Genomic DNA, 22630 nt, shown 5'->3' on the forward strand with positions numbered 1-22630 from the left:
TGAAGTTTAAAAGCAATTTTGAGATGAATTAGAGTAAATTTCAAAAGATTATTTACGTCTTTCCAGAAAAAAACGTTTCATTAAATCTGCCGCTTCATTGGCCATTATACCAGAAACGACGGTAGTTTTTGGATGAAGTTTAGTTCCCATAGCAATGAAACCACGTTGCTCGTCGCGCGCACCGAAAACAATTTTTGAAATCTGACTCCAATACAAAGCTCCTGCACACATTTGACAAGGCTCGAGCGTAACATAAAGTGTGCAATCTTTTAGATATTTTCCTCCAAGAAAATTTGCTGCTGCAGTTATGGATTGCATTTCGGCGTGAGCAGTTACGTCATTTAATAATTCCGTCAAATTATGACTTCTTGCGATTATTTTATCAGCAACAACGATGATGGCTCCAACAGGAATTTCGCCTTTTTCAAAAGCCATTTCAGCTTCCTGCAAAGCTTTTTTCATGAAGTATTCGTCTGTGAAAGGATTTATCATAGTTGCAAAAATAAGATTTTAGAACTTATTTTTTATTACATTTATTTTTTGATATTTGAATATGGAAAGAAAATACAAAATAACAATTCCCGAACCATGCCATGAAAACTGGGACGAAATGACGCCAAAAGATAATGGCCGTTTTTGTATGAACTGTTCTAAAACCGTTGTTGATTTTACGTCCATGCTTCCTGAAGAAGTTCAACATTATTTCATTCAAAATCAAAATAATAAAATTTGCGGAAGATTTAAAAATTCGCAATTAAAAACAATCACAATTCAAATTCCGAGTCGCGTTCTTTATTCGCAGACCAATTATCATAAAATGTTTTTGCTTGCTTTATTTGTTGCCATGGGAACAACTTTGTTTAGCTGTGCAGATAAAAATGGGAACAAAAATAAAATTAACAATATCGAGATTGTTGAAAATTCAACTCAAGATCAAGATGAAAGCGAGAATATTTCCTCTTGTTATGGACATCAGGTCGAATCTAAAAAAGTAAAAACAAAAAAATATAGTGAAAGAATTATGATGGGTGCGGTAGTTCCTCCTAATATTATTGAGACAGGAAGTTTTAAATATAGTATAATATACAATTCAACTGATTTAGAGGTTTCTCCAGTTCCAGAAAATGGAATGAAAAACTTCTATGCGTTTTTCGATAAAAATTATGTTAAGCCAGATCGATCAGAAAAATTTCAGGGAAAAATATCTATGGTGTTTGTTGTAGAGGAAGATGGCACTTTGAGCAATTTCAACATTGCTAAAAATACACCAAAAGAAATTGGAGAAGAAGCAATTAAAGTTTTAAAAACAGCTCCAAACTGGATTCCCGGAAAACTTAACGGCAAAATTGTCCGTTCTTCTTATACCTTACCAATCACAATTAAATAATGGAAAGAAAACATATAATTACAATTCCTGAACCTTGCCATCAAGACTGGAACAAAATGACTCCAAGTGGAAATGATCGTTTCTGTTTAAGCTGCTCTAAAACAGTTGTTGATTTTACTTCTATGTTATCAGAAGAAATCCAGCATTTTTTCATCCAAAATCAAAATAATAAAATTTGCGGAAGATTTAGAAAATCGCAATTAGATTCTGTGATTGTTCAAATTCCGAGTCGTGTTTTGTATACACAAACTAATTATTATAAAATGTTTTTGCTGGCTTTGTTTATTGCAATGGGTACGACTTTGTTTAGTTGTCAAAATAAAGAAGGAAAAAAACAGAAAATTGATAAAGTTGAAGTTGTAACAGATACTATTACAAAAGAGCATGTTACTGTTGGAGACATTAAAATCAATCCAAATGATTCTCTTCATAACCCTTTACCGCCACCACCTCCACCAAAAGTTGATCAGGTTAAATTTGTAAAAAATCCTGTAGAAAATACAAAAAAAGAGAAATCTCCAAATATTGATTCTAAAAAGAAAATAGAGGAACCAGTTTATAATGGTGGAATCGCTGTTGAAACCAATGCAGAATTTCCTGGCGGAATTGATCAATTCTACACTTTTTTTGAGAAAGAATTTAAAAAACCAGAAGGCTCAAATATTGGAAAATTGAAAATCATTCTCGCATTTGCAGTAGAAAAAAATGGTTCTGTATCTTATCTTCAATCTCAACCTGCTGTTGATGAATCTTTAGAAAAAGAACTTATCCGAGTTTTAAGTTTATGTCCGAAATGGCAACCGGGAGAAATTAATGGCAAAAAAGTAAAAAGACAATATTCTTTACCAATAGTATTGCAATAGATCTCACAATAAAATTAAATTTAAAACCGTAAATTTGCTTTTTACCATACAATGAAAAGCGATTTACTTTCAAACATATACAATCCTGCCGATTTACGTCTTTTAAAAGAAGAGCAACTAACACAAGTTGCCCAGGAGTTACGTCAATTCATCATTGATATAGTTTCTGTAAAAGAAGGACATTTGGGAGCGAGTTTAGGCGTTGTAGAACTTACAATTGCTTTGCATTATGTTTTTAATACTCCAGACGATTTATTGGTTTGGGATGTTGGACATCAGGCTTACGGTCACAAAATCCTTACCGAAAGACGAGAAAACTTCCATACAAACAGACAAATAGACGGCGTTTCTGGTTTTCCAAAAAGAAGTGAAAGCATTTATGATACTTTCGGAGTTGGACATTCTTCGACTTCTATTTCTGCAGCGCTCGGAATGGCGATTGCTTCTAAACTAAAAGGTAGTTTTGAAAAAGAACATATAGCAGTAATCGGCGATGCATCGATTGCCAGCGGAATGGCTTTTGAAGGCTTGAATCACGCCGGAGTTACTGATGCCAATATTTTAGTCATTCTAAACGACAATGCTATCGGAATTGATCCAAGTGTTGGTGCTTTAAAAAAATATCTGACTGCAGTTAAAAATGGAAAAAATCCGAAGCAGAATAACATTATAAAATCGCTGAATTTTGATTATTCTGGCCCAATCGACGGACATGATTTCCCTACATTGATCAAAGAATTAAATCGATTAAAGAAAATAAAAGGCCCTAAATTTCTTCATATTGTAACCACAAAAGGAAAAGGTTTGCAACAAGCTGAGGAAAATCAGGTAAAATATCATGCTCCTGGAAAATTTGATGCTTCTACCGGAGAAATTCATTTAAAATCAGAAGAAAATCTTCCGCCGAAATATCAGGATGTTTTTGGTTTGACTATTTTGGATTTGGCCAAAAAGAACAAAAAAATAATCGGAATCACGCCCGCAATGCCATCTGGAAGTTCTTTAAAATTCATGATGGATGAATTGCCGGAACGTGCTTTTGATGTTGGAATAGCAGAACAACATGCCGTAACACTTGCCGCTGGAATGGCTACGCAAGGCATGATGGTATATTGCAATATTTATTCGACTTTTTTACAACGCGCCTACGATCAGGTTATTCATGATGTAGCGTTGCAAAATTTACCCGTAATTTTCTGTTTAGACCGAGCTGGTTTAGTTGGGGAAGATGGCGCAACACATCACGGTGTTTTTGATATTGCCTATTTAAGAGCTATTCCAAATATCATTATTTATGCTCCACTCAACGAAATTGAACTTCAAAACATTTTATATACGGCACAATTAGGATTAAATCATCCGATTGCGATACGATATCCTCGCGGACGCGGCGTTTTACCTAAATGGGAAGTAGAAAATTTCGGACAATATGAAAAAATTGAAATTGGTCCCGCAAAATGTTTAAAAGATGGTACGGAAATTGCTGTGCTTTCGACCGGAACAATTGGAAATAATGTTATTGAAGCCTTAAAAGAATGTAGCAATTCAGATTCTTTTGCTCATTACAGCTTCAGCTTTATTAAACCATTAGACATCAATACATTAAAACACATATTCTCAACCTTTGAACATATTATTACAATCGAAGACGGGGTTAAAAATGGTGGTTTTGGAAGTGCTGTTTTAGAATATGCAGCAGCAAATAATTTTAAAAACAACATTGAAATTTTAGGCATTCCGGACCATTTTATTGAGCATGGAAGCGTGCTGCAACTGCAACATTTATGTAAAATTGACGTTAAAAGTTTGATAAATCTTTTTTCTAATCGTTCAAAATAATTATTTTGCACAACCAAAAAAAAACCAAAATTAAGCCTAATGAAATTATTACGTTCTGCCCTTTTGCTGTTGTTATTATTGAGTACTTCAAATAATTTTGCTCAGATTATACAAACGACTTTGGATCCAAATCAGATTCCAAAACTTCCTTCAAACTGGAGTGCAAAAAACAAATTGGGTTTTGATATTTCTGAAATTGCTTTTGTGAACTGGAGCGCCGGGGGAACCAGCTCGATTTCTGGGCTTTTTAAGGGTGAATTTGGAAGAAATTATATCAAAGGAAATCACAAATGGGTAAATGAACTTATTGTAAAATATGGTTTAAATAAACAGGACGGAATCGAATTAAGAAAAACAGACGATGCTGTTCAATTCAACTCAACTTACGGTTTTAGAAAAGATACCCTTTCAAACTGGTATTACTCAGCAAAATTAAATTTCAATACGCAGTTTACAAATGGTTATAATTATCCAAATCGCGATGTTGCAATTTCGAAACCATTTGCACCAGCTTATATTTTCCTTGGAGCCGGAGCTGAAAACTCAAATAAGAAAAAAGACAGAGTATTTTATTTCTCACCAATAACTTTAAAGACTACTTTAGTTCTTGATCAATATTTAGCGAATCAAGGTGCATTTGGGGTTAAAAAAGCAGTTTATATAGCTGATCCTGTTGACCCTACTAGTCAAATCTTGGTTGAAGAAGGCCAGAAAGTAAAAGCCGAATTTGGTATTTTGTTTACAGCTTACATGAAAAACGAAATTTACAAAAACGTCTTTTATGAAAACAGACTGAGCTTGTACACCGATTATTTAAACAAATTTGGAAACGTAGATATCGACTACGACACAAAACTGGATCTAGTTGTTAATGCTTATGTAAAAGCAAATATTGGCGTTCATTTAGTATATGACGACGATATCAAAACAAAAAAAGACGTTATTGATCCTGCTACAGGAGCAAAAACACAAGTTAATGACGGCCCGAGAATGCAATTACGTCAAGTTCTTGGTGTTGGTTTAGTTTATGCTTTTCAATAAATAACTTTTCACCTCATAAAAAAACAGCCGATAAAACAAATGTTTTATCGGCTGTTTCTTTTATAGCAAAAGGAATATTATCTCTTTTTTCGACCGCTGATCATTTCATATAATTCAAGTGCATTTCCATCTGTTAAAAGGGAAACATAATGGCAAATATGAAGCAAGCGTTCGTATAAATTACCTTTTTCTAAATGATGTTTTTCAGGAAGCATTTTAAGAATCAGTTTATCATAATTTGATGCTGTTCCTTCATATTTATTGTTGAATGCCGTAATAAATTTATCTAGTAAAGTCTGGATGATTTGATAGCCTACAATTTCTTTCTCAATAACTTCACGGCTTTGGTAGATTTTATCAACACTCAATTTGATGATATCATTCATTTGCGCCTTGTATTTGCTTTTATCGGTTAAAGCAAAAGGAAAATTTCCAGCCAGAATCGCTTCTTCATTTTCTATAAAAACATCAACAGCGTCGTTGATTAAAGCACCAATTGCCAAAGCCCGTAAATAACTAATTCGGTCTTCTTTGGTCTCTAATAATTTATATTTTGCAACACCAATATTATCTTTTACCAGTTTAATTAAATATTCTAAAGCATAATCTTCAGAAACCAAACCAAGATTTATTCCGTCTTCAAAATCGATTATCGTGTAGCAAATATCATCTGCAGCTTCTACTAAATAAGCTAAAGGATGTCTTTCAAAACCAATATCGCCATCTTCTTTATTGGCAATCAATCCCATATCCTGAGCTACTTCTTCAAAAAACAATTTATCTGATTGGAAAAAACCATATTTTTTATCCGAAATATTGTTTGTTGGTTTTTTAGGAAGACTTTCTTTTGGATATTTCATAAAAGCGCCTAAAGTAGCATATGAAATTCGAAGTCCGCCTTCAATTCCCGGACGGCTTGCGGTTAAAACAGAAAAACCATTGGCATTTCCTTCAAAATCAATTAAATCCTGCCATTGTTTTGCCGTTAATTTATCCTTGTATTTCAATCCTTTTCCGCTAGAAAAATATTCTCCAATTGCTTTTTCACCTGAATGTCCAAAAGGCGGATTCCCAATATCATGTGCCAAAGAAGCCGCAGCCACAATCGCACCAAAATCATTCATCTGATAGCCGTGAATTTCTTTTAAATAAGGATATTTCTCAAGAATTTTCTTCCCGACCAAACGTCCTAATGACCTTCCAACAACCGAAACTTCTAAACTGTGCGTTAATCTGGTATGCACAAAATCTGTTTTTGAAAGTGGAATAACCTGGGTTTTATCCTGTAAACTTCTAAACGCAGAAGAAAAAATAATTCGGTCATAATCAACCTCAAAACCTAAACGTGTGTCATCTTGTTCTACTCGTAATCTTTTGCTTGTATCGCCCTGACGTTTTAATGATAAAAGTTGTTCCCAGTTCATTTTAATATTTTAGATTTCTGATTTTAGACTTTAGATTATTCATTTAACCGTCAAAAATACGTTTTATTTTAGGATAAAATATGTCACTTATTAAGTTTTATTCGCCACGAATTCACGAATTATTTAAACATAATGATTTGTAAAAATTCGTGAATTCGTGGCGAATAATTTAGTCATTAAGCATAAAATCATAATCGCGGCATTATTTTTTTAGAAGCAGAAAATTTTTGGTTTCAAAACAAGTATAGTCCCGCTATCCGCTATATCTTTTCCTGGCTAAAGAAGCCAGAAAAAGGATGCCGCTCCTATCGGGGCTAGACGAGAAATTTTAATTTTCAAAAAATCTCTATTTAACAAAAAAGCATCCGCGCACACGGATGCTTTTTTTTATATATAATTTCGAGATTAAAAATTCTTTGAAACGCCCACAGAAAAAGACTGTCCAAAAGTAAAATTAAAGTTTTTGGAAGTTGTTTCTCCACTATCGCCATCATAATTTAAAGTTCCATATTCAAGTCCTCCAATATTAAAATTCAGGCCAAAACCGTTATGGACATTAATAAAAATTGCTGGTGTAAGATTTGTGTAAAATCCATTTCCTTTGTCAATTGTACTTGAATTTATTGCTTCGTTATTATATGTATGTTTTGTATTTTGATACCCCATGCCCAAATCAGCATAAGCCGCAAAAGTCTGATTTAAAGTTTTAGTATAACGCAAAAAACCTCCAACAGAAAACGCATTTGTTTTATTAGAATACGAATTTGGAATCTTATCTTTTACTGTCGATACTCCACTTTCAATACCCGCCGCCCAATTTTCATGAAATTGATATCCAACTTTTGGTGAAAAACCAAAATAATTATATGTATTATCTCCTGGGATATTTGATCTTTTTTGAGAATTATAACTTACACTTCCCATAACCAAAATCGACCCTTTTTTTTGGGCATTTGCAAAACTGAACATTGCCAGTGCAACAACAACTAGAATTTTTTTCATAAGTGATATTTGTTAAATTTGTAATCTATTTAACAAGAAAGATGCCAATGAATCAATTTGTTGTATTCTTAACAAAATACATTCAAAAACAACACATTACAAATTAAATTAACATCATATAAAAACAAAAAAAGCACCCTTATCGGATGCTTTTTTAAATTGAATTTATATGGTTTCAAAATTAAAAATTCTTTGAAATACCAACCGAGAATGCTTTTCCGAAAGAAAAATTAAAGTTTTTAGAATCGTTATAGTTATCATCTTCATTATTAAAAGTATTATATCCTAAACCTCCAATATTAAAGTTCAAACCAAAACCTTTATGAACATTGATAAAAATTGCTGGAGTAAGACCAACATAAAATCCGTTACCTTTATTAACCGTCGAAATTGGCCCGTTAATACTTGTATTTTTTTGATTCTGATATCCAGATCCTAAATCCACATAGGCAGCAAAAGTTTCATTTAAAGGTTTAGAATAACGCAAAAACCCTCCTACTGAAAAAACATTAGATTTGTTTTCAGAACTTTCAGCATATCTTGACTCATTTTTTGAAGTTCCAATTCCTCCTTCAATACCTGCTGTCCAGTTTTCATGAAATTGATATCCAACTTTTGGCCAAAAAATAAAAGAATTAGATTTAGTTTCTGAATTCGTGGCTGATGCATTTTGAGAATTATATTCAATACTTCCCATAACTAAAACAGATCCTTTTTGGGCATGCATGGCGCCAAAAACAGTTAACATTGCAATAAGTAACATTTTTTTCATAATGGTTTGAGATTTAAATTCAAGCTATTGTTTAACAAGAACAATGCCGCGGCTTTTAAAAACCCCATACAAAAAGTAAACTTTTTATTACCAAATCATTAAGAAAACAAAATAATATCCCAAACAAATACCATATAAAAAAAGCATCCGCCATGGCGGATGCTTTCTGAAATTGAATAAAAATTAAGACTAGAAGTTTTTAGAAACTCCAATATTAAAAGTTTGACCGAAGTTGAAGTAGAACTTACTGTAATCAGGACCATTATTGTCATAACTTAAAGTCTCGTATCCTAAACCACCAATGCTGAAGTTTAATCCGAAACCTTTTTTCATGTTAATAAAAAGAGCTGGAGTAATACCTACATACACACCATCAGCTTTGTCTTTTGAAAAAGCATTTCCAGGACCGTACGTTTTATTTTTTAAGTTTTGGAAACCTGCTCCCATATCAGCAAAAACAGAAAACGTTTGGCTTAATGGCACTGAATAACGTACAAATCCTCCTAATTTGAATCTGTTGTCTTTTTCTTCAACACTTCCATTGTCAGTAGTAGCTGAACTAACTGTAAACTCTCCACCTACTGTCCAGTTATCATTAAATTGGTAACCTACTTTTGGAGAAAAGCTAAATGTGCTTGCTTTTGCTTCACTAAATTGGAATTCTGATTTTTCAGAAGTGTAGCCAATGTTTCCACCTACTAAGATTGTTCCTTTTTGAGCATTTGCAAAACTGCAGATAGCCAGGGCAGCTATCACTAAAAATTTTTTCATGATTTGGGTATATTTTAATTTAGCAATCCTTTAACAATAACGATGCCGCGAATAAAGGGCTCTCCTATTTTTTATCATTATTTTTAAAAGACAAAATGTAGTAATCGAAACTATTTCTCGTTACTTTTGCAGTAAATAAAAAGTCCATGTCGATAGAAGTAAACAGCATATCAAAAAGTTACGGAGAGCAAAAAGCTTTAAATGAAATTTCTTTTAAAATTGAGAAAGGAGAAATCGTGGGATTTCTTGGTCCAAACGGAGCTGGAAAATCTACTTTAATGAAAATTTTGACTACGTATTTACTTGCCGATAGCGGTTCAGCCCTTGTAAATAGCCACGATGTCATGACAAACACTAAAGAAGTGCAACGATCGATTGGCTATTTACCAGAACACAATCCGTTGTATTTAGATTTGTATGTTCGTGAATATTTGGCTTTTAATGCCGATGTTTATAATGTTCCGAAAGCAAGAATCGAAGAAGTTATTCAACTGACAGGACTGACACCGGAAAGCCATAAAAAGATTAGCCAATTGTCAAAAGGATATCGCCAGCGTGTGGGCCTTGCCAATGCTTTACTGCATAATCCAGACGTTTTAATTTTGGACGAACCAACTACCGGACTGGATCCGAATCAGTTAATGGAAATTCGAAATGTAATCAAAAATGTAGGGAAAGATAAAACCGTTTTTTTATCAACACACATTATGCAGGAAGTCGAAGCAATTTGCGATCGTGTCATAATTATTGACAAAGGACAAATTGTTGCCGATAACAAATTAGATCATTTAGTTGCTACAGATAAAGAGCAAGTCATTGAAGTTGAGTTTGATTACCAAGTAGAACAACAACTTTTGGCGAAACTAGAAAACATAGCTTCTTATGTAAATACACATGACATGACATGGGAACTTACTTTTGTAACCGAAAAAGATATGCGCCCTGCAATATTTGATTTTGCTAATGAAAATGGCTTGAAAACACTTCAATTAAATCAGAAGAATAAAAATCTGGAAGCTGTTTTCAGAGAAATCACCAAGTAATATTTTTCATAAAAACATATAAAGCCAATTTGTTCTTTTCACAGAATAAATTGGCTTTTCTTTTTCAAACAACTTCTAAAAAAACCTTTTCTAACCTTTTTACTTTTTAAGCACAGCTTATTAACTCGTTTTCAAACGATTAAAATTTTATTATTTATTTTTAACTATTTTTATTTAGACTTGATATAAATAGTATTATATTTGCACAGGAAATTATAATAATTTCATGATTTAATCAACCTTTCGATTCTTGTTTTTTGTTTTTTTTTGTGTTAGTAAAGAGCCTGATTGTAGTTAACAGGCTCTTTTTATTTTATTGAAACTATTATATTTCTAAATCAAGAATAGACGTTTTTAATTCTTCTATAATGATTTTAATATCTTCTTCTGTTGTACGCCAATTCACAAAAGAAGCCCTGATTCCTTTTCGGCCTTCATAAACTGTCGGCGTCATGAAGACTCTCCCTTTATCATTCAAAATAGTCAAAAACTCGCTTACTTTGTCTTGATTATGATTTCCTTTTAAAGTAAAACAAACATTATTCAGCCTAATTGGAGCCAATAACTCAAAACTTCCAGTTGCAATCAAGGCATTTCCAAAATGCAATGCTAACGAAGTACTATTTTCAACAATATCTTTAAATCCTTCTTTTCCATAAGCACGCAAAGAAAACCAAGCTGGAAGCGCTCTCAAACGACGTGAATTTTCAGGAAGCACATTCAAATAATTGAAATTCTCCAACGGATTTCCTAAATAAGGCGCATTCGAATTTTGAAATGTTTCAACCTGCAGATTGGCATGTTCTTTTTTAATCAAATAAAAAGCACTTTCATACGGGACATTCAGCCATTTATGACAATCAATTGTAATACTGTCTGCTCCTTCCCAACCTTCAACTAAATGTTTAAACTTTTCCGAAACCGCTGCAAAGCCACCAAAAGCGGCATCAATATGCCACCAGAATTTGTATTTTTTTCTCAGTTTTGAAATGGCTTCAAAATCATCAAAATCTGCTGTATTTACAGTTCCTGCGCTTGAAATCAAGATAAATGGTTTTCCATTTAATTTCTGAATATTTTCTTCTAAATCAACAAGATCAAGAGCTTCACGATTGCCTTCTAATGTTTTTACGGTCGTATAATTTTGGCTTCCAATTCCAAGCATTGATAAACATTTAATTGAAGAAGAATGTGGTGTTGCTGTTAAAATATTTATCGTTTCTGAAATTCCGTTTTTGGCAAAATCTTTTCCGAGCTGTTTTCCAAACCATTGTCTGGCAACACCTAGAGAGGTGAAATTCGACATGGTTGCACCAGTTACAAATCCACCAATAAATGAATCTGGCAATTCTAGTAATTGCAATAACAAATTAATCGTTTCAAACTCAATCAATGCCGACGCACCACCCTGTGCTTTTATAGCCTGCGTATTTTGATCGTAAACCGAAGCAAGCCAGTCACCAACAATAGATGCTGGCGTTGAACCACCCGTAACAAAACCTAAATAACGCGGTCCAGGCGAAGAAACCATTAAAGGAGCCAAACGTTCATTAAATTCCTTTAAAGCTTCAATCGAACCTAAACCAAATTCGTTTAGATTATTTGCAGGATCAATTGTATTTTTATTTGAAGTTGGAATATTGTCAAGGTCATTCAAAAAATTAATTCCTTGTTGTTTTGCTTTTTCTAAGATAACTTCGAAATTGTTTAGATCATGTTGTAGTATTGAATTCATATTATACAATGTTGATTCTCTACTGATTTTTCAGTAGAAAACAGGTTAATTAATATTTAATGTAAAAATGTAAAACTTAGCTAAAAGCTACCATTTGGTTTTTTCGGAGAATCTGGAAACCAACATCGAGCATATTACATCGCCATTGGCATTTAATAAAGTAGCGATTGGATCGACCAAAGTTCCTAAAATCATGGCAACTGGCAAAGCTTGTTCCATCGGAAAACCGTAAACTGTAATCGCTAAAACTTCTCCAATATAACCTCCGTTTGGAATTCCTCCTTCAACAATCGAAACAATTACGGTAATTCCTAAAGCCAAAAGAATGGTTGACGGCTCTGTAAAATCCTTTCCAAACATGGCAAACAAAAAGGTTATTTTTAAGATGGATGACATACTTGAACCATCTTTATGCAAAGGCGCTCCAAGCGGAATCACCAAATTACGAACATGCGCCGGAATTCCCATTTTTTGCGCTGCATCAAGATTTGCGGGAATCGTGGCAATACTACTGCACGTTCCTATTGCGGTTAACGAAGGCGTAATATTGTTACTCCAAAAAACTTTAAAAGCTCTTTTCCCTCCAGCCACAAGCGCATATAAACTAAAAAATAAAAAGAAATAAAAGATGCAAGCTGCATAATAAACGGCCATTGGTTTTGCATAAACGCCAAACAATTGCGGTCCGAAAATACCAACCTGATAAGCAAAATATGCTCCCAAACCAATTGGAGCGAATTTCATTATAATATTCAAAAGCTGTTTCATAACCTCGTTTCCTGAATCCAGAAAACTCTTGAAAGCATTTCCTTTTTCACCAGATTGCAATGTTGCAAAGCCAATTAAAAAAGAAAAAACAATAAGTGCCAGCATACTTTTTCGCGAAAGCAATTCAAAAAAATCATTTGCTGTAAGCAATTTTGCAATTTGATCTCCAACTGATCCTGATTCAATCTTTTCAAACGGAATTTTAGTAATCGCTATATCCTGATGAATGGGAAAAAGATAAACGGCAAAAATCATAACAATTGCCGAAATAAGAATTGTGGTGAGAAAAACCAAAATCATTACAACGAATAGTTTTCCTAATTTTTCTGTCCTTTCCAAATTAGCAATCGAAGAACCGATTGTAAAAAATATAAGTGGAATAATTGCTGTAAAAAGCAAATTCAGAAATATATCACCAAGCGGTTTTATGATCAAAACATCTTCTCCAAATACTAATCCGAAAATGCTTCCTACTATAATTCCGCCAAGAAGTAAAAGTATACTGCTATAATTCTGTAAAAAATTGATTTTTTTAACTTCCATAATTGCTAGGATTATAATTCAGAAAGATTAGTAATAAAGAATGAAAGTACTCAAAAAAAGATTACGAAAATTGATTCGTTACTTTTCCAAAACAATCGTAGTAAAAACCCTATCGGCAAGTTCGCCTGTTTTGCTTTTTACTTGTTCTGTCTGACTTTCAATATAAACAATTTTAAAAGCTGTTTTTTCAATTAGTTTTTGTGCTTTTTCAGTGTTGTAAAGCTCAAATTCAAATTGAGTGAACGGAAGCTGCTTCATAAAATCTTCCTGAGCAAACGTCAAGCAGAAATTCCCGTTTGGTTTTAAAACCCTATAAATTTCCGAAAGTAATTCTTCAGGCTTCTGCCAAAAGTAAATTGTATTTACAGTGAAAATTTTATCGAATAACTCCTCTTCAAACGGAATCGTATTTCCGTCATAAAGTGAAAAGAAAGCTTGTTTTTGAGAAACAAAATTTCGATTGATCTGGCGTGCTTCCTGAAACATCAATTCCGACATTTCCAGTCCGTAGTATTTTAGTTTTTCCGCTTGTTCAAACAAAAATTCAACGTGACCTGCGTTCCCGTGCCCCAATTCCAGAATTCTATTTTCGTTTGATATATTAAGATTCTGAATCGAATGTTTGGTCATATTGATGTTCGTTTCGTTCATCATATTGCCCATTTCGATTCCTTTTTCTCCCGTTGGATGTTTTAATTGAGAGGCTATGGCTTGTAATTCTTCTTGTTTCATGATCTTTAAAGTTAAATTCCAAATTAAAAAAATCCAAATTCCAAGCCTCGTTTGTCATTGCGAGGAACGAAGCAACCTCACTAACGGCTTCAATGTCATTTTTGTCATTCCGAGGAACGAGGAATCTCCGCAAGAAACTCGACAAAGATTGGCGATTCACTGGATGGAGCTACTTGCGGAGATTCCTCGTTCCTCGGAATGACAAACTGTACTCGATCAACTTTGTCAAATCTTAAAAAACCTGACTCGCGATCTGGCGAATATTCTCCGATTTACCCATTGAGTAATAGTGTAAAAACGGAACTCCAGCCGCTTTTAATTCTAATGACTGCTGAATCGCCCATTCAATTCCGACTTGTTTGATTTCAGCGTTATTTTTGCATTTGTCAACAGCATCGATTAAATCTTCTGGTAAATCGATTCTGAAAATCTGTGGTAAAACTTGCAAGTGTCTTTGAACCGCAATTGGTTTAATTCCAGGAATAATCGGAATTGTGATGCCCATTTCTCTTGCTTTTTCTACAAAGGCAAAATATTTCGAGTTGTCAAAAAACATCTGTGTTACCACATAATCTGCTCCTGCGTCTACTTTTTCTTTTAATCTTTTTAAATCTGATTGTAAAGAAGGTGATTCTAAATGTTTTTCCGGATAACCCGCAACTCCAATACAAAAATCAGCTTTGTTATCGATATCCATCACTTCATGCAGATATTTTCCGCAATTCAAATCTTTAATTTGACGAACCAAATCAACTGCGTAATGATTTCCTCCTGCTTTCGGTACAAAAGATTGTTCATCTTTCATTGCATCCCCGCGAAGTGCCATTACATTGTTGATCCCTAAATAATGACAATCAACCAGCATGTACTCGGTTTCTTCTTTAGTGAAACCACCACAAAGTAAATGCGGAACCGTATCTACATTGTATTTATGTTTTATAGAAGCGCAAATTCCAAGCGTTCCCGGACGCATACGAGTTAACTTTTTATCCAAAAGTCCGTTACCGCGGTCAATGTAAATATATTCTTCACGAGAAGTTGTTACATCAATAAACGGCGGATTAAACTCCATTAACGGATCAATATTATCGTATAATTCCTGAATGCTTTTCCCCTTTTGAGGCGGAATAATTTCAAATGAGAATAATGTTTTTCCTTTGGCGTTTTCTATATGTTCTGTTACTTTCATTCTTTGTTTTTTGTTTCAAGTTTTAAGTTTCAAGTTTCAAGTTGCTGTAGAGAACTTGAAACCTGAAACCTGAAACCAAAATAACTTTTATTAATCTGCTATATTAGGGTTTAACCATTTCATTGCGTAATCCGTTGGAACATTGCGTCGTTTGGCGTAATCTACAACCTGATCTTCTTTTATTTTTCCGAGTCCGAAATAGCGGCTTTTTGGGTTTCCGAAATAGTATCCTGAAACCGATGAAGCTGGCCACATCGCCATACTTTCTGTCAAAGTAACTCCAATTTCTTCCGCTACATTTAAAAGTTTCCAGATTGTTGGTTTTTCCAAGTGGTCTGGACAAGCCGGATAACCTGGAGCCGGACGAATTCCTTTATAATTTTCTTTAATCAATTCTTCATTGGTCAGAGATTCTTCTGCATCATAACCCCAGAAATCTTTACGTACTTTTTCGTGAAGATATTCGGCGAAAGCCTCAGCAAAACGATCGGCAAGCGCTTTCACCATAATAGAATTATAATCGTCTAAATTCTTTTCAAATTCTGCTGCCCATTCATCTACGCCAAAACCGGTAGTTACACAAAAAGCCCCCATATAATCGGTTATTCCGCTTTCTTTTGGCAGAATAAAATCGGCTAAAGCTATGTTCGGGGCACCTTTTGTTTTTTGTGACTGCTGACGAAGCGTTAAGAATTTCTCCAAAACTTTTCCGTTTTCATCACGCAATTCGATATCATCATCATCAACCTGATTCGCAGGGAAAATTCCGTAAATACCTTTTGCTTTTAGTTTTTTCTCTTCCAGAATTACTTTAAGCATTGCCTGAGCATCATTAAAAACAGATGTTGCTTGTTCTCCCACAACCTCATCCGTTAAAATCGCAGGATATTTTCCGTACAATTCCCAAGTCTGAAAAAATGGCGTCCAGTCGATATATGGTACCAAAACATCCAATTCTATTTCGATTGTTTGTGCGCCAATTACTTTTGGTTTAGTCGGAGTATATTCAGACCAATCTAATGGTAATTTGTTTTTACGGGCATCTTCAATCGTCAGGAAATTTTTATCTCTTGAACGATTTAAGAATGTTTCTCTAAAAGAATCATATTCTGCACGAATATCTGCCGCATATATTTTTCGGTTATGATCCAACAGGTTTCCTGCAACAGTAACGGCTCTTGAAGCATCGTTTACGTGAATTACAGTTTCTCTGTATTGAGGCGCAATTTTCACGGCTGTATGCGCGCGCGAAGTCGTTGCCCCACCAATCATAATCGGGATTTTAATATCTTGTTTGTCTAATTCTTTGGCTAAATAAACCATTTCGTCAAGCGAAGGCGTGATCAATCCGCTTAATCCAATAATGTCTACATTATGTTCAATCGCCGCCGAAATAATTTTTTCCGGAGGCACCATAACACCAAGATCTACAATCTCGTAATTATTACAAGCCAAAACCACCGAAACGATGTTTTTACCAATATCGTGAACGTCACCTTTTACAGTCGCCATCAGGATTTTTCCGTTTCCTTGTTTGTCTCCGGCTTGTTTGCTCGCTTCAATAAAAGGCAGTAAATAAGCCACCGCTTTTTTCATTACACGTGCCGATTTTACTACTTGAGGTAAGAACATTTTTCCGCTTCCGAATAAATCTCCTACGACATTCATTCCCGTCATCAAATTGATCTCGATAACTTCAATTGGTTTTGCTGCAGCCAAACGAGCTTCTTCTACATCTTCTTCAATAAAAGCATCAATTCCTTTTACCAATGAATGTGTAATACGCTCCTGAACCGTTCCAAAACGCCATTCTTGAACTACTTTTTCATCGCTTTTTGCTTCGCCTTTTACGTTCTCTGCAAAATCTAAAAGTCGTTCTGTAGCATCGTCGCGTCTATCTAAAATTACGTCTTCAACGTGTTCTAATAAGTCTTTCGGAATATCATCGTAAATCGTCAACATTTCAGGATTAACGATTCCCATCGTCATTCCGTTTTTAATTGCGTGGTATAAAAACACCGAGTGCATGGCTTCACGAACCGTATCGTTTCCTCTAAAAGAAAACGAAACGTTACTCACTCCACCACTGATATGCGCGTGAGGAAGATTCTCGCGAACCCATTTTGTTCCTCTAAAAAAGTCCAAAGCGTTCAACCTATGTTCTTCCATTCCCGTTGCAACCGGGAAAATATTTAAATCGAAAATAATATCCTGAGGAGGGAATCCTACTTTGTTCACCAAAATATCATAAGAACGCTGACAAATCTCCACTCGACGATCGTAATTATCGGCCTGACCTACTTCGTCAAATGCCATAATAATTGCAGCCGCGCCGTAACGTTTGATCAATTTAGCGTGATGAATAAAAGCTTCTTCTCCTTCCTTTAACGAAATCGAGTTTACAACGCTTTTTCCTTGTACTACTTTCAGACCGGCTTCAATGATTTCCCATTTCGAACTGTCAATCATAATTGGCACTCGCGAAATATCGGGTTCTGCAGCAATTAAATTCAAAAATTTAGTCATTGCAGTAACACCGTCAAGCATTCCTTCATCCATATTAATATCGATGATCTGTGCTCCTCCTTCTACTTGTTGTCTTGCAATATCAAGCGCCTCGTCATATTTCTCTTCCTTGATTAATCTTAGGAATTTTCTTGAACCCGTTACGTTTGTACGCTCACCAACATTCACGAAAACACTTTCGGGCGTAATAATCAACGGTTCTAATCCTGATAATACAAGGTCTCTTCTTTTTTCTGTCATTTCTTTTTAAAGTTACTAAGGCCCTAAGATTCTAAGGTTCTAAGTTTTTTTAATTCTATCTTCTTTCCTGCGAGGTTTTTAAAACCTTGTAGGTATATTCGTTTTCAATATTTTAATTTGGGCGTGATTCGCCGCGGCGAACCGGGCTATCCGTTACAAGTCCTCGCTCTTCCTTCGTCAGGCTGTGGGCTTTTCACTTCTATCCCTCACGCGAACTCGGTTTCATAAGACAATTATATCTTCTCTAAATAGTCAGTATAATATTTTTCTTGAATAGATTTACAATTACTACTTAAACCTGGATAAACGCTTTCTTCTGAAATACCTAACCATTTTAATTCTTTTTTAATATCACTTTTTTTACTTCCATCTATAACAATGCTTTTTAAGAAGTGACGTTTATTCGGATTGTTAAACAAGCCATCTATCTCATTTCCAAAAATAGTAAAACACGATTTTTGTTCTTTCATTCTTTCGTCAAACAAATAAGGATATATTGCTAAAGGAAAAGCCTTTTTATTAAGCTCAAAATCCATTTTTAAATACATTCTACAAAATTCATCTATATCAAATTTTTTATCTTCATCAAACAAACTTTTCTTTTTTGAAGTTTGAGGAAAATAAATCATAGTCGAATTAATGTTTGCATACTTTTTATATGTCAATCTATTTAAATGATGAGGATCTAAAATCCATATTTTAGCATCTTCCTTTTTAGTATTATCTTTTATCGCAAAATATATTGCTATTAAAGCACTTTCTGTCCAATCTAACAATCGAGTCTTTAGACCATAGTGTTGCATTAAAAAATAATTATTCCAATCATTATTTTCAATTCTATTTTGATTTAAAAACATCATTGAATTTCTTGAAAACTCAGCCTTTAGATTATCCTCAATATCTTTCGTGTTTTTATAAACCTTTTCGTAATCACTTTCTTCAACACGACCATAGCATCGATATGCATTTGGAAGTAATGGAGTAAATGGCACTGCATTAAAACTATCTTCTAAAGGAACTTTACTTTCTAAAGGAATAAAGTCTCTTTCTGCTCTAAACCATAAGTTTTGTATATCTCCCTCACGGGTTAGTGATTTGAATTCATTTTTAATTAATTCTATTATTTCAGAAAGACTTTCAGCTTTTTTATCCATTTTACTTTAATAAACAATAATTAATTATTTATGGTTCAAATATTATTTATTTTAAACCAACACAGGCGCAACACGTGGCTTATAATCCTTCGCAACCTCAGCCATTAATCGAATATGATCTGGAGTTGTTCCGCAACATCCACCGATAATATTAATTAAATTATCCTCTAAATATTCTTTAATGAAGGCCTGAGTTTGTTCTGGCGTTTCATCGTATTGTCCGAAAGCGTTTGGCAATCCTGCGTTAGGATGCGCTGAAACATTAAAACTTGTATTATGCGCTAATGTCTTTAAATACGGTTTCAACAAATCGGCTCCAAGAGCGCAATTGAATCCTACACTTAATAACGGAATATGTGAAACGGATATTAAAAATGCTTCAACTGTTTGTCCTGAAAGTGTTCTTCCTGAAGCATCTGTAATCGTTCCTGAAACCATGATTGGAATATCAAGATTGCGTTCTTCTTTTACTTCTTCAATTGCAAAAAGCGCAGCTTTTGCATTTAGTGTATCAAAAATTGTTTCTACTAAAAGTAAATCGCAACCGCCATCCATTAAAGCTTCTGCTTGTTGTTTGTAGGCAATTCGTAAATCGTCAAACGTTACGGCTCTGTAACCCGGATCGTTTACATCTGGCGACATGCTTGCTGTACGGTTTGTCGGTCCGATTGAACCGGCTACGAAACGTGGTTTTTCTGGATTTTTAGCAGTAAACTCATCAGCTACTTGTCTTGCAATTTTTGCCGATTCGTAGTTTAATTCGTAAACCAAATCTTCCATGTGATAATCGGCCATACCGATTGTAGTTCCTGAGAAAGTGTTGGTTTCTACGATGTCGGCTCCAGCTTCATAATAAGCGGCGTGCACATCGCGAATCGCTTGTGGTTGTGTTAGGGATAATAAATCGTTGTTTCCTTTTAATGGATGCGGAAAATCTTTGAAACGCTCTCCTCTAAAATCTTCTTCTGAGAAGTTATAGCGCTGTAACATTGTTCCCATTGCTCCGTCAAGGATTAGGATATTTTTTTTTATTGCTTCTTGTATCGTAATTGCCATATTCTTTTGTTTTAGCTTCTAAGACGCTAAGGTTCTAAGATGCTAAGTTTTTTTTATTATGATTGTGAAGTTTAAACCTAACAGGTTTTTAAAACCTGTTAGGTTTGCTTCGGATATTTTTTTTTCACATTAATTCCAAAAACACACTATTGCTGGCTAATTAGCCCCGATTGAAGTGGAAATTATTTTGCTTTTTCCTTTAAAAAGCAAAATGATTGCAACGTAAAGCGGGAACTATTGCTTGCAAAAATGCGCCAATGATTCGCTCCTGATACAGAATCTGTTTCAGTAAATATTGTATGTTGTCTGGAAAAGTTGAGGAAATACTTGATGTATTTGTGTTATCTATCTTAAATACTATGAACTAGTATAAAGTAGAATTTAGCACCTTCTTTATGATAAAGGGTTGCTAAGGTTTCATCGGGTCTATCCCTCCGCCTTTCGTGATAACTGACAATAATTTTAAGAACAGTGCAAAGGTATGAAATAGGCTTTCGATTTGCAAATGTTTTTTTTGTAAGGTTCTGAGGTACTTAGGTGCTAAGGTTTTATCTTTTGTGTGATTTAGCTCCGGAGGAGCATAATATTTATAGAAAAACGACGAGCACAACACAAAAGCTCCAGCGGAGCGATATATTTCGCTCCGCTGGAGCTCTTTTGCAAACGAATAATTTCTTTTCTATAAATATTTGATCCCTCTGGGATTCTTCGTGATGAATAAAAAAAGCTCAAACTTTTAGTTTGAGCTTTATATAAGAAAATCTTAGTGTCTTAGAAACTTAGAATCTCAGAAACTAGACGATTGCTTTCACAACCGCTTTTGGAGCTTCTTTACGAGTTCCGTCGAAACCGTCTACACCTGAAACTGTTGTATATTTTAATACATATTTTTTACCTGGATTGATGATTCCGTATGCGGCCTGGCACATTAAAGTTGCTTCGTGGAATCCGCAAAGAATTAACTTTAATTTTCCTGGGTATGTGTTGATATCTCCAATTGCAAAGATTCCCGGAATATTAGTTTGATAATCTAATGCATTGTTTACTTTAATAGCATTTTTCTCGATTTCTAATCCCCAGTCGCCAATTGGACCTAATTTTGGTGTTAATCCGAAAAGTGGGATAAAATAGTCACATTCGATTTTACGGTGTGCTCCGTTTTCTTCGATATCTAATGATTCTACATGCTCAGCACCATTGATTCCGATAACTTCTGCTGGAGTAACCAATTTGATTTTTCCAGCTGATTTTAATTCCTGTACTTTTTCTACAGAATCTAAAGCTCCTCTAAATTCGTTTCTTCTGTGGATTAAAGTTACTTCTGAAGCTACGTTTGCTAAGAAAATTGACCAGTCTAACGCTGAATCTCCTCCTCCTGCAATAACAACTCTTTTATCTCTGAATTTCTCAGGATTTTTGATGAAGTATTTTACTCCTTTATCTTCATAAAACTCGATATCTTCGATAAGTGGTTTACGAGGCTCAAAACTTCCCAAACCTCCAGCGATTGCGATAACTGGGGCGTGGAATTTAGTTCCTTTATTTGATGTTACAATAAAAGATCCATCTTCTTGTTTATCGATGGTTTCAGCACGTTCTCCTAATGTAAAACCTGGTTCAAATTGTTTAATTTGCTCCATTAAACCATCAACTAAATCTCCGGCTAATACTTCTGGAAATCCAGGAATATCATAAATTGGCTTTTTTGGATATAACTCTGAAAGTTGTCCTCCTGGCTGTGGTAAAGCGTCAAGAATGTGGCATTTTAATTTTAATAGTCCTGCCTCGAAAACGGCAAATAAACCTGTTGGGCCTGCTCCAATTATAAGTATATCAGTTTTAATCATTATGTTATTGTTTATAATCATTCTTAATAATACAAAGAAACGAATAATTTATTCTACTGACAATGATTTTTATCATTCATTTCTATGCTGTTTTTACTCCTTGTTTTTGAGTGAAGACGTGATCTCATTCATTCGTTTCACTTTATCCTCAAAATTACCTTTAAGGGTTTTTCTATATTCGTTAAGGTTCTCAACCATTTGGTTAATATCTTCCGGAATTACTTCCTCAAAAAACTCTCGAAGTCTTTTGGCTGTCGTTGGCGATTTTCCGTTTGTTGAAATGGCTATTTTTACATTTCCTTTTGTTACGATTCCGCCTAGATAATAATCACATAAATCTGGCGTATCGGCGATATTGCAAATCAAATAGCGTTTTCTCGCTAAATCGTAAACCTTTTTATTGACTTCCAACTTGTCTGTGCAAGCGATTACCATGTGGCGCTTTTTGAGCATTTTCTTTTTAAACTTTTTTTCCGTCAATTTAACTGAAGGATGTTTTTCTGCTAAAACCTTAATTTCTAAATGAAAATCAGGCGCCACTACCTCAACATTAGCATTCGGACTTGATTTTAGCAAGAAAGAAAGCTTTTCCAGACCTACATTTCCTCCGCCCACAATTAAAACGTTCAAATTGTGAAGTTTTAGGAATATGGGATATAATTCGTTTTGTTCCATTTTAATTTAATTTCATCTAAACA

Annotated in this window: 19 protein-coding genes and 1 riboswitch; of the genes, 5 read left to right on the forward strand and 14 right to left on the reverse strand. The window is 34.4% G+C overall.

Going from position 1 to position 22630, the window contains the following annotated elements; genetic code table 11:
- Positions 1-48: 48 nt before the first annotated feature.
- On the reverse strand, positions 49-492 hold the full coding sequence (locus GQ47_RS04440) for a nucleoside deaminase (RefSeq protein ID WP_035645540.1): 444 nt from the start codon (positions 490-492) through the stop codon (positions 49-51).
- Between the two features lie 61 nt (positions 493-553).
- Here GQ47_RS04440 and GQ47_RS22795 point away from each other — a divergent pair, with 61 nt between their 5' ends.
- From GQ47_RS22795 to GQ47_RS04460, 4 genes are read left to right on the forward strand one after another with little or no spacing between them, the layout of a single operon-like run.
- On the forward strand, positions 554-1387 hold the full coding sequence (locus GQ47_RS22795; RefSeq protein WP_051951355.1) for an energy transducer TonB: 834 nt from the start codon (positions 554-556) through the stop codon (positions 1385-1387).
- Complete coding sequence (locus GQ47_RS04450; RefSeq protein WP_238567944.1) at positions 1387-2250, forward strand: energy transducer TonB; 864 nt, start codon at positions 1387-1389, stop codon at positions 2248-2250. Before GQ47_RS22795 ends, GQ47_RS04450 begins: the two co-directional genes overlap by 1 nt.
- A gap of 51 nt (positions 2251-2301) precedes the next feature.
- Positions 2302-4089, forward strand: coding sequence for a 1-deoxy-D-xylulose-5-phosphate synthase (locus GQ47_RS04455; protein ID WP_035645542.1), 1788 nt, complete (start codon positions 2302-2304; stop codon positions 4087-4089).
- A gap of 39 nt (positions 4090-4128) precedes the next feature.
- A complete protein-coding gene (locus GQ47_RS04460) occupies positions 4129-5130 on the forward strand; it encodes a DUF3078 domain-containing protein (protein ID WP_035645545.1) in 1002 nt (333 codons plus the stop codon).
- Positions 5131-5207: 77 nt separating this feature from the next.
- On the opposite strand, the gene GQ47_RS04465 is transcribed toward GQ47_RS04460, so the two are convergent.
- The 4 genes from GQ47_RS04465 to GQ47_RS04480 form a co-directional block, all read right to left on the reverse strand.
- Positions 5208-6554 (reverse strand): deoxyguanosinetriphosphate triphosphohydrolase, encoded by a 1347-nt coding sequence (locus tag GQ47_RS04465; protein WP_035645548.1) that lies wholly within the window; start codon positions 6552-6554, stop codon positions 5208-5210.
- Positions 6555-6959: 405 nt separating this feature from the next.
- Positions 6960-7556 carry an outer membrane beta-barrel protein gene (locus tag GQ47_RS04470; RefSeq protein WP_035645551.1) on the reverse strand — a complete coding sequence of 199 codons (597 nt, stop codon included), beginning with the start codon at positions 7554-7556 and terminating at the stop codon, positions 6960-6962.
- A gap of 181 nt (positions 7557-7737) precedes the next feature.
- Complete coding sequence (locus tag GQ47_RS04475; RefSeq protein WP_035645553.1) at positions 7738-8328, reverse strand: outer membrane beta-barrel protein; 591 nt, start codon at positions 8326-8328, stop codon at positions 7738-7740.
- A 189-nt stretch (positions 8329-8517) separates the two neighbouring features.
- On the reverse strand, positions 8518-9099 hold the full coding sequence (locus tag GQ47_RS04480) for an outer membrane beta-barrel protein (RefSeq protein WP_035645555.1): 582 nt from the start codon (positions 9097-9099) through the stop codon (positions 8518-8520).
- A gap of 146 nt (positions 9100-9245) precedes the next feature.
- Between GQ47_RS04480 and gldA the strand changes: the two genes are divergently transcribed.
- Positions 9246-10142, forward strand: coding sequence for a gliding motility-associated ABC transporter ATP-binding subunit GldA (gene gldA, locus GQ47_RS04485; RefSeq protein WP_035645558.1), 897 nt, complete (start codon positions 9246-9248; stop codon positions 10140-10142).
- Positions 10143-10467: 325 nt separating this feature from the next.
- On the opposite strand, the gene GQ47_RS04490 is transcribed toward gldA, so the two are convergent.
- The 9 genes from GQ47_RS04490 to GQ47_RS04535 form a co-directional block, all read right to left on the reverse strand.
- A complete protein-coding gene (locus GQ47_RS04490) occupies positions 10468-11877 on the reverse strand; it encodes a pyridoxal phosphate-dependent decarboxylase family protein (protein WP_035645561.1) in 1410 nt (469 codons plus the stop codon).
- An 87-nt stretch (positions 11878-11964) separates the two neighbouring features.
- Positions 11965-13188, reverse strand: coding sequence for a dicarboxylate/amino acid:cation symporter (locus GQ47_RS04495; protein WP_035645564.1), 1224 nt, complete (start codon positions 13186-13188; stop codon positions 11965-11967).
- A 78-nt stretch (positions 13189-13266) separates the two neighbouring features.
- Positions 13267-13920, reverse strand: coding sequence for a class I SAM-dependent methyltransferase (locus GQ47_RS04500; RefSeq protein ID WP_035645567.1), 654 nt, complete (start codon positions 13918-13920; stop codon positions 13267-13269).
- Positions 13921-14152: 232 nt separating this feature from the next.
- Entirely contained in the window at positions 14153-15109 is a 957-nt protein-coding gene (metF, locus tag GQ47_RS04510) for a methylenetetrahydrofolate reductase [NAD(P)H] (protein ID WP_035645574.1), read from the reverse strand.
- Positions 15110-15199: 90 nt separating this feature from the next.
- Complete coding sequence (gene metH, locus GQ47_RS04515) at positions 15200-17875, reverse strand: methionine synthase (protein WP_081909315.1); 2676 nt, start codon at positions 17873-17875, stop codon at positions 15200-15202.
- 233 nt (positions 17876-18108) lie between these two features.
- Positions 18109-19029 (reverse strand): FRG domain-containing protein, encoded by a 921-nt coding sequence (locus tag GQ47_RS04520; protein WP_035645577.1) that lies wholly within the window; start codon positions 19027-19029, stop codon positions 18109-18111.
- A gap of 51 nt (positions 19030-19080) precedes the next feature.
- A complete protein-coding gene (locus tag GQ47_RS04525; protein WP_035645580.1) occupies positions 19081-20085 on the reverse strand; it encodes a homocysteine S-methyltransferase family protein in 1005 nt (334 codons plus the stop codon).
- Between the two features lie 338 nt (positions 20086-20423).
- A riboswitch (SAM riboswitch) is annotated at positions 20424-20538 on the reverse strand.
- Between the two features lie 341 nt (positions 20539-20879).
- Complete coding sequence (locus tag GQ47_RS04530; RefSeq protein ID WP_035645583.1) at positions 20880-21932, reverse strand: NAD(P)/FAD-dependent oxidoreductase; 1053 nt, start codon at positions 21930-21932, stop codon at positions 20880-20882.
- 93 nt (positions 21933-22025) lie between these two features.
- On the reverse strand, positions 22026-22607 hold the full coding sequence (locus GQ47_RS04535) for a precorrin-2 dehydrogenase/sirohydrochlorin ferrochelatase family protein (protein WP_035645585.1): 582 nt from the start codon (positions 22605-22607) through the stop codon (positions 22026-22028).
- Positions 22608-22630: the final 23 nt, after the last annotated feature.

Source organism: Flavobacterium sp. ASV13 (genome assembly GCF_000745775.1).
In the GTDB taxonomy this organism is placed as follows: domain Bacteria; phylum Bacteroidota; class Bacteroidia; order Flavobacteriales; family Flavobacteriaceae; genus Flavobacterium.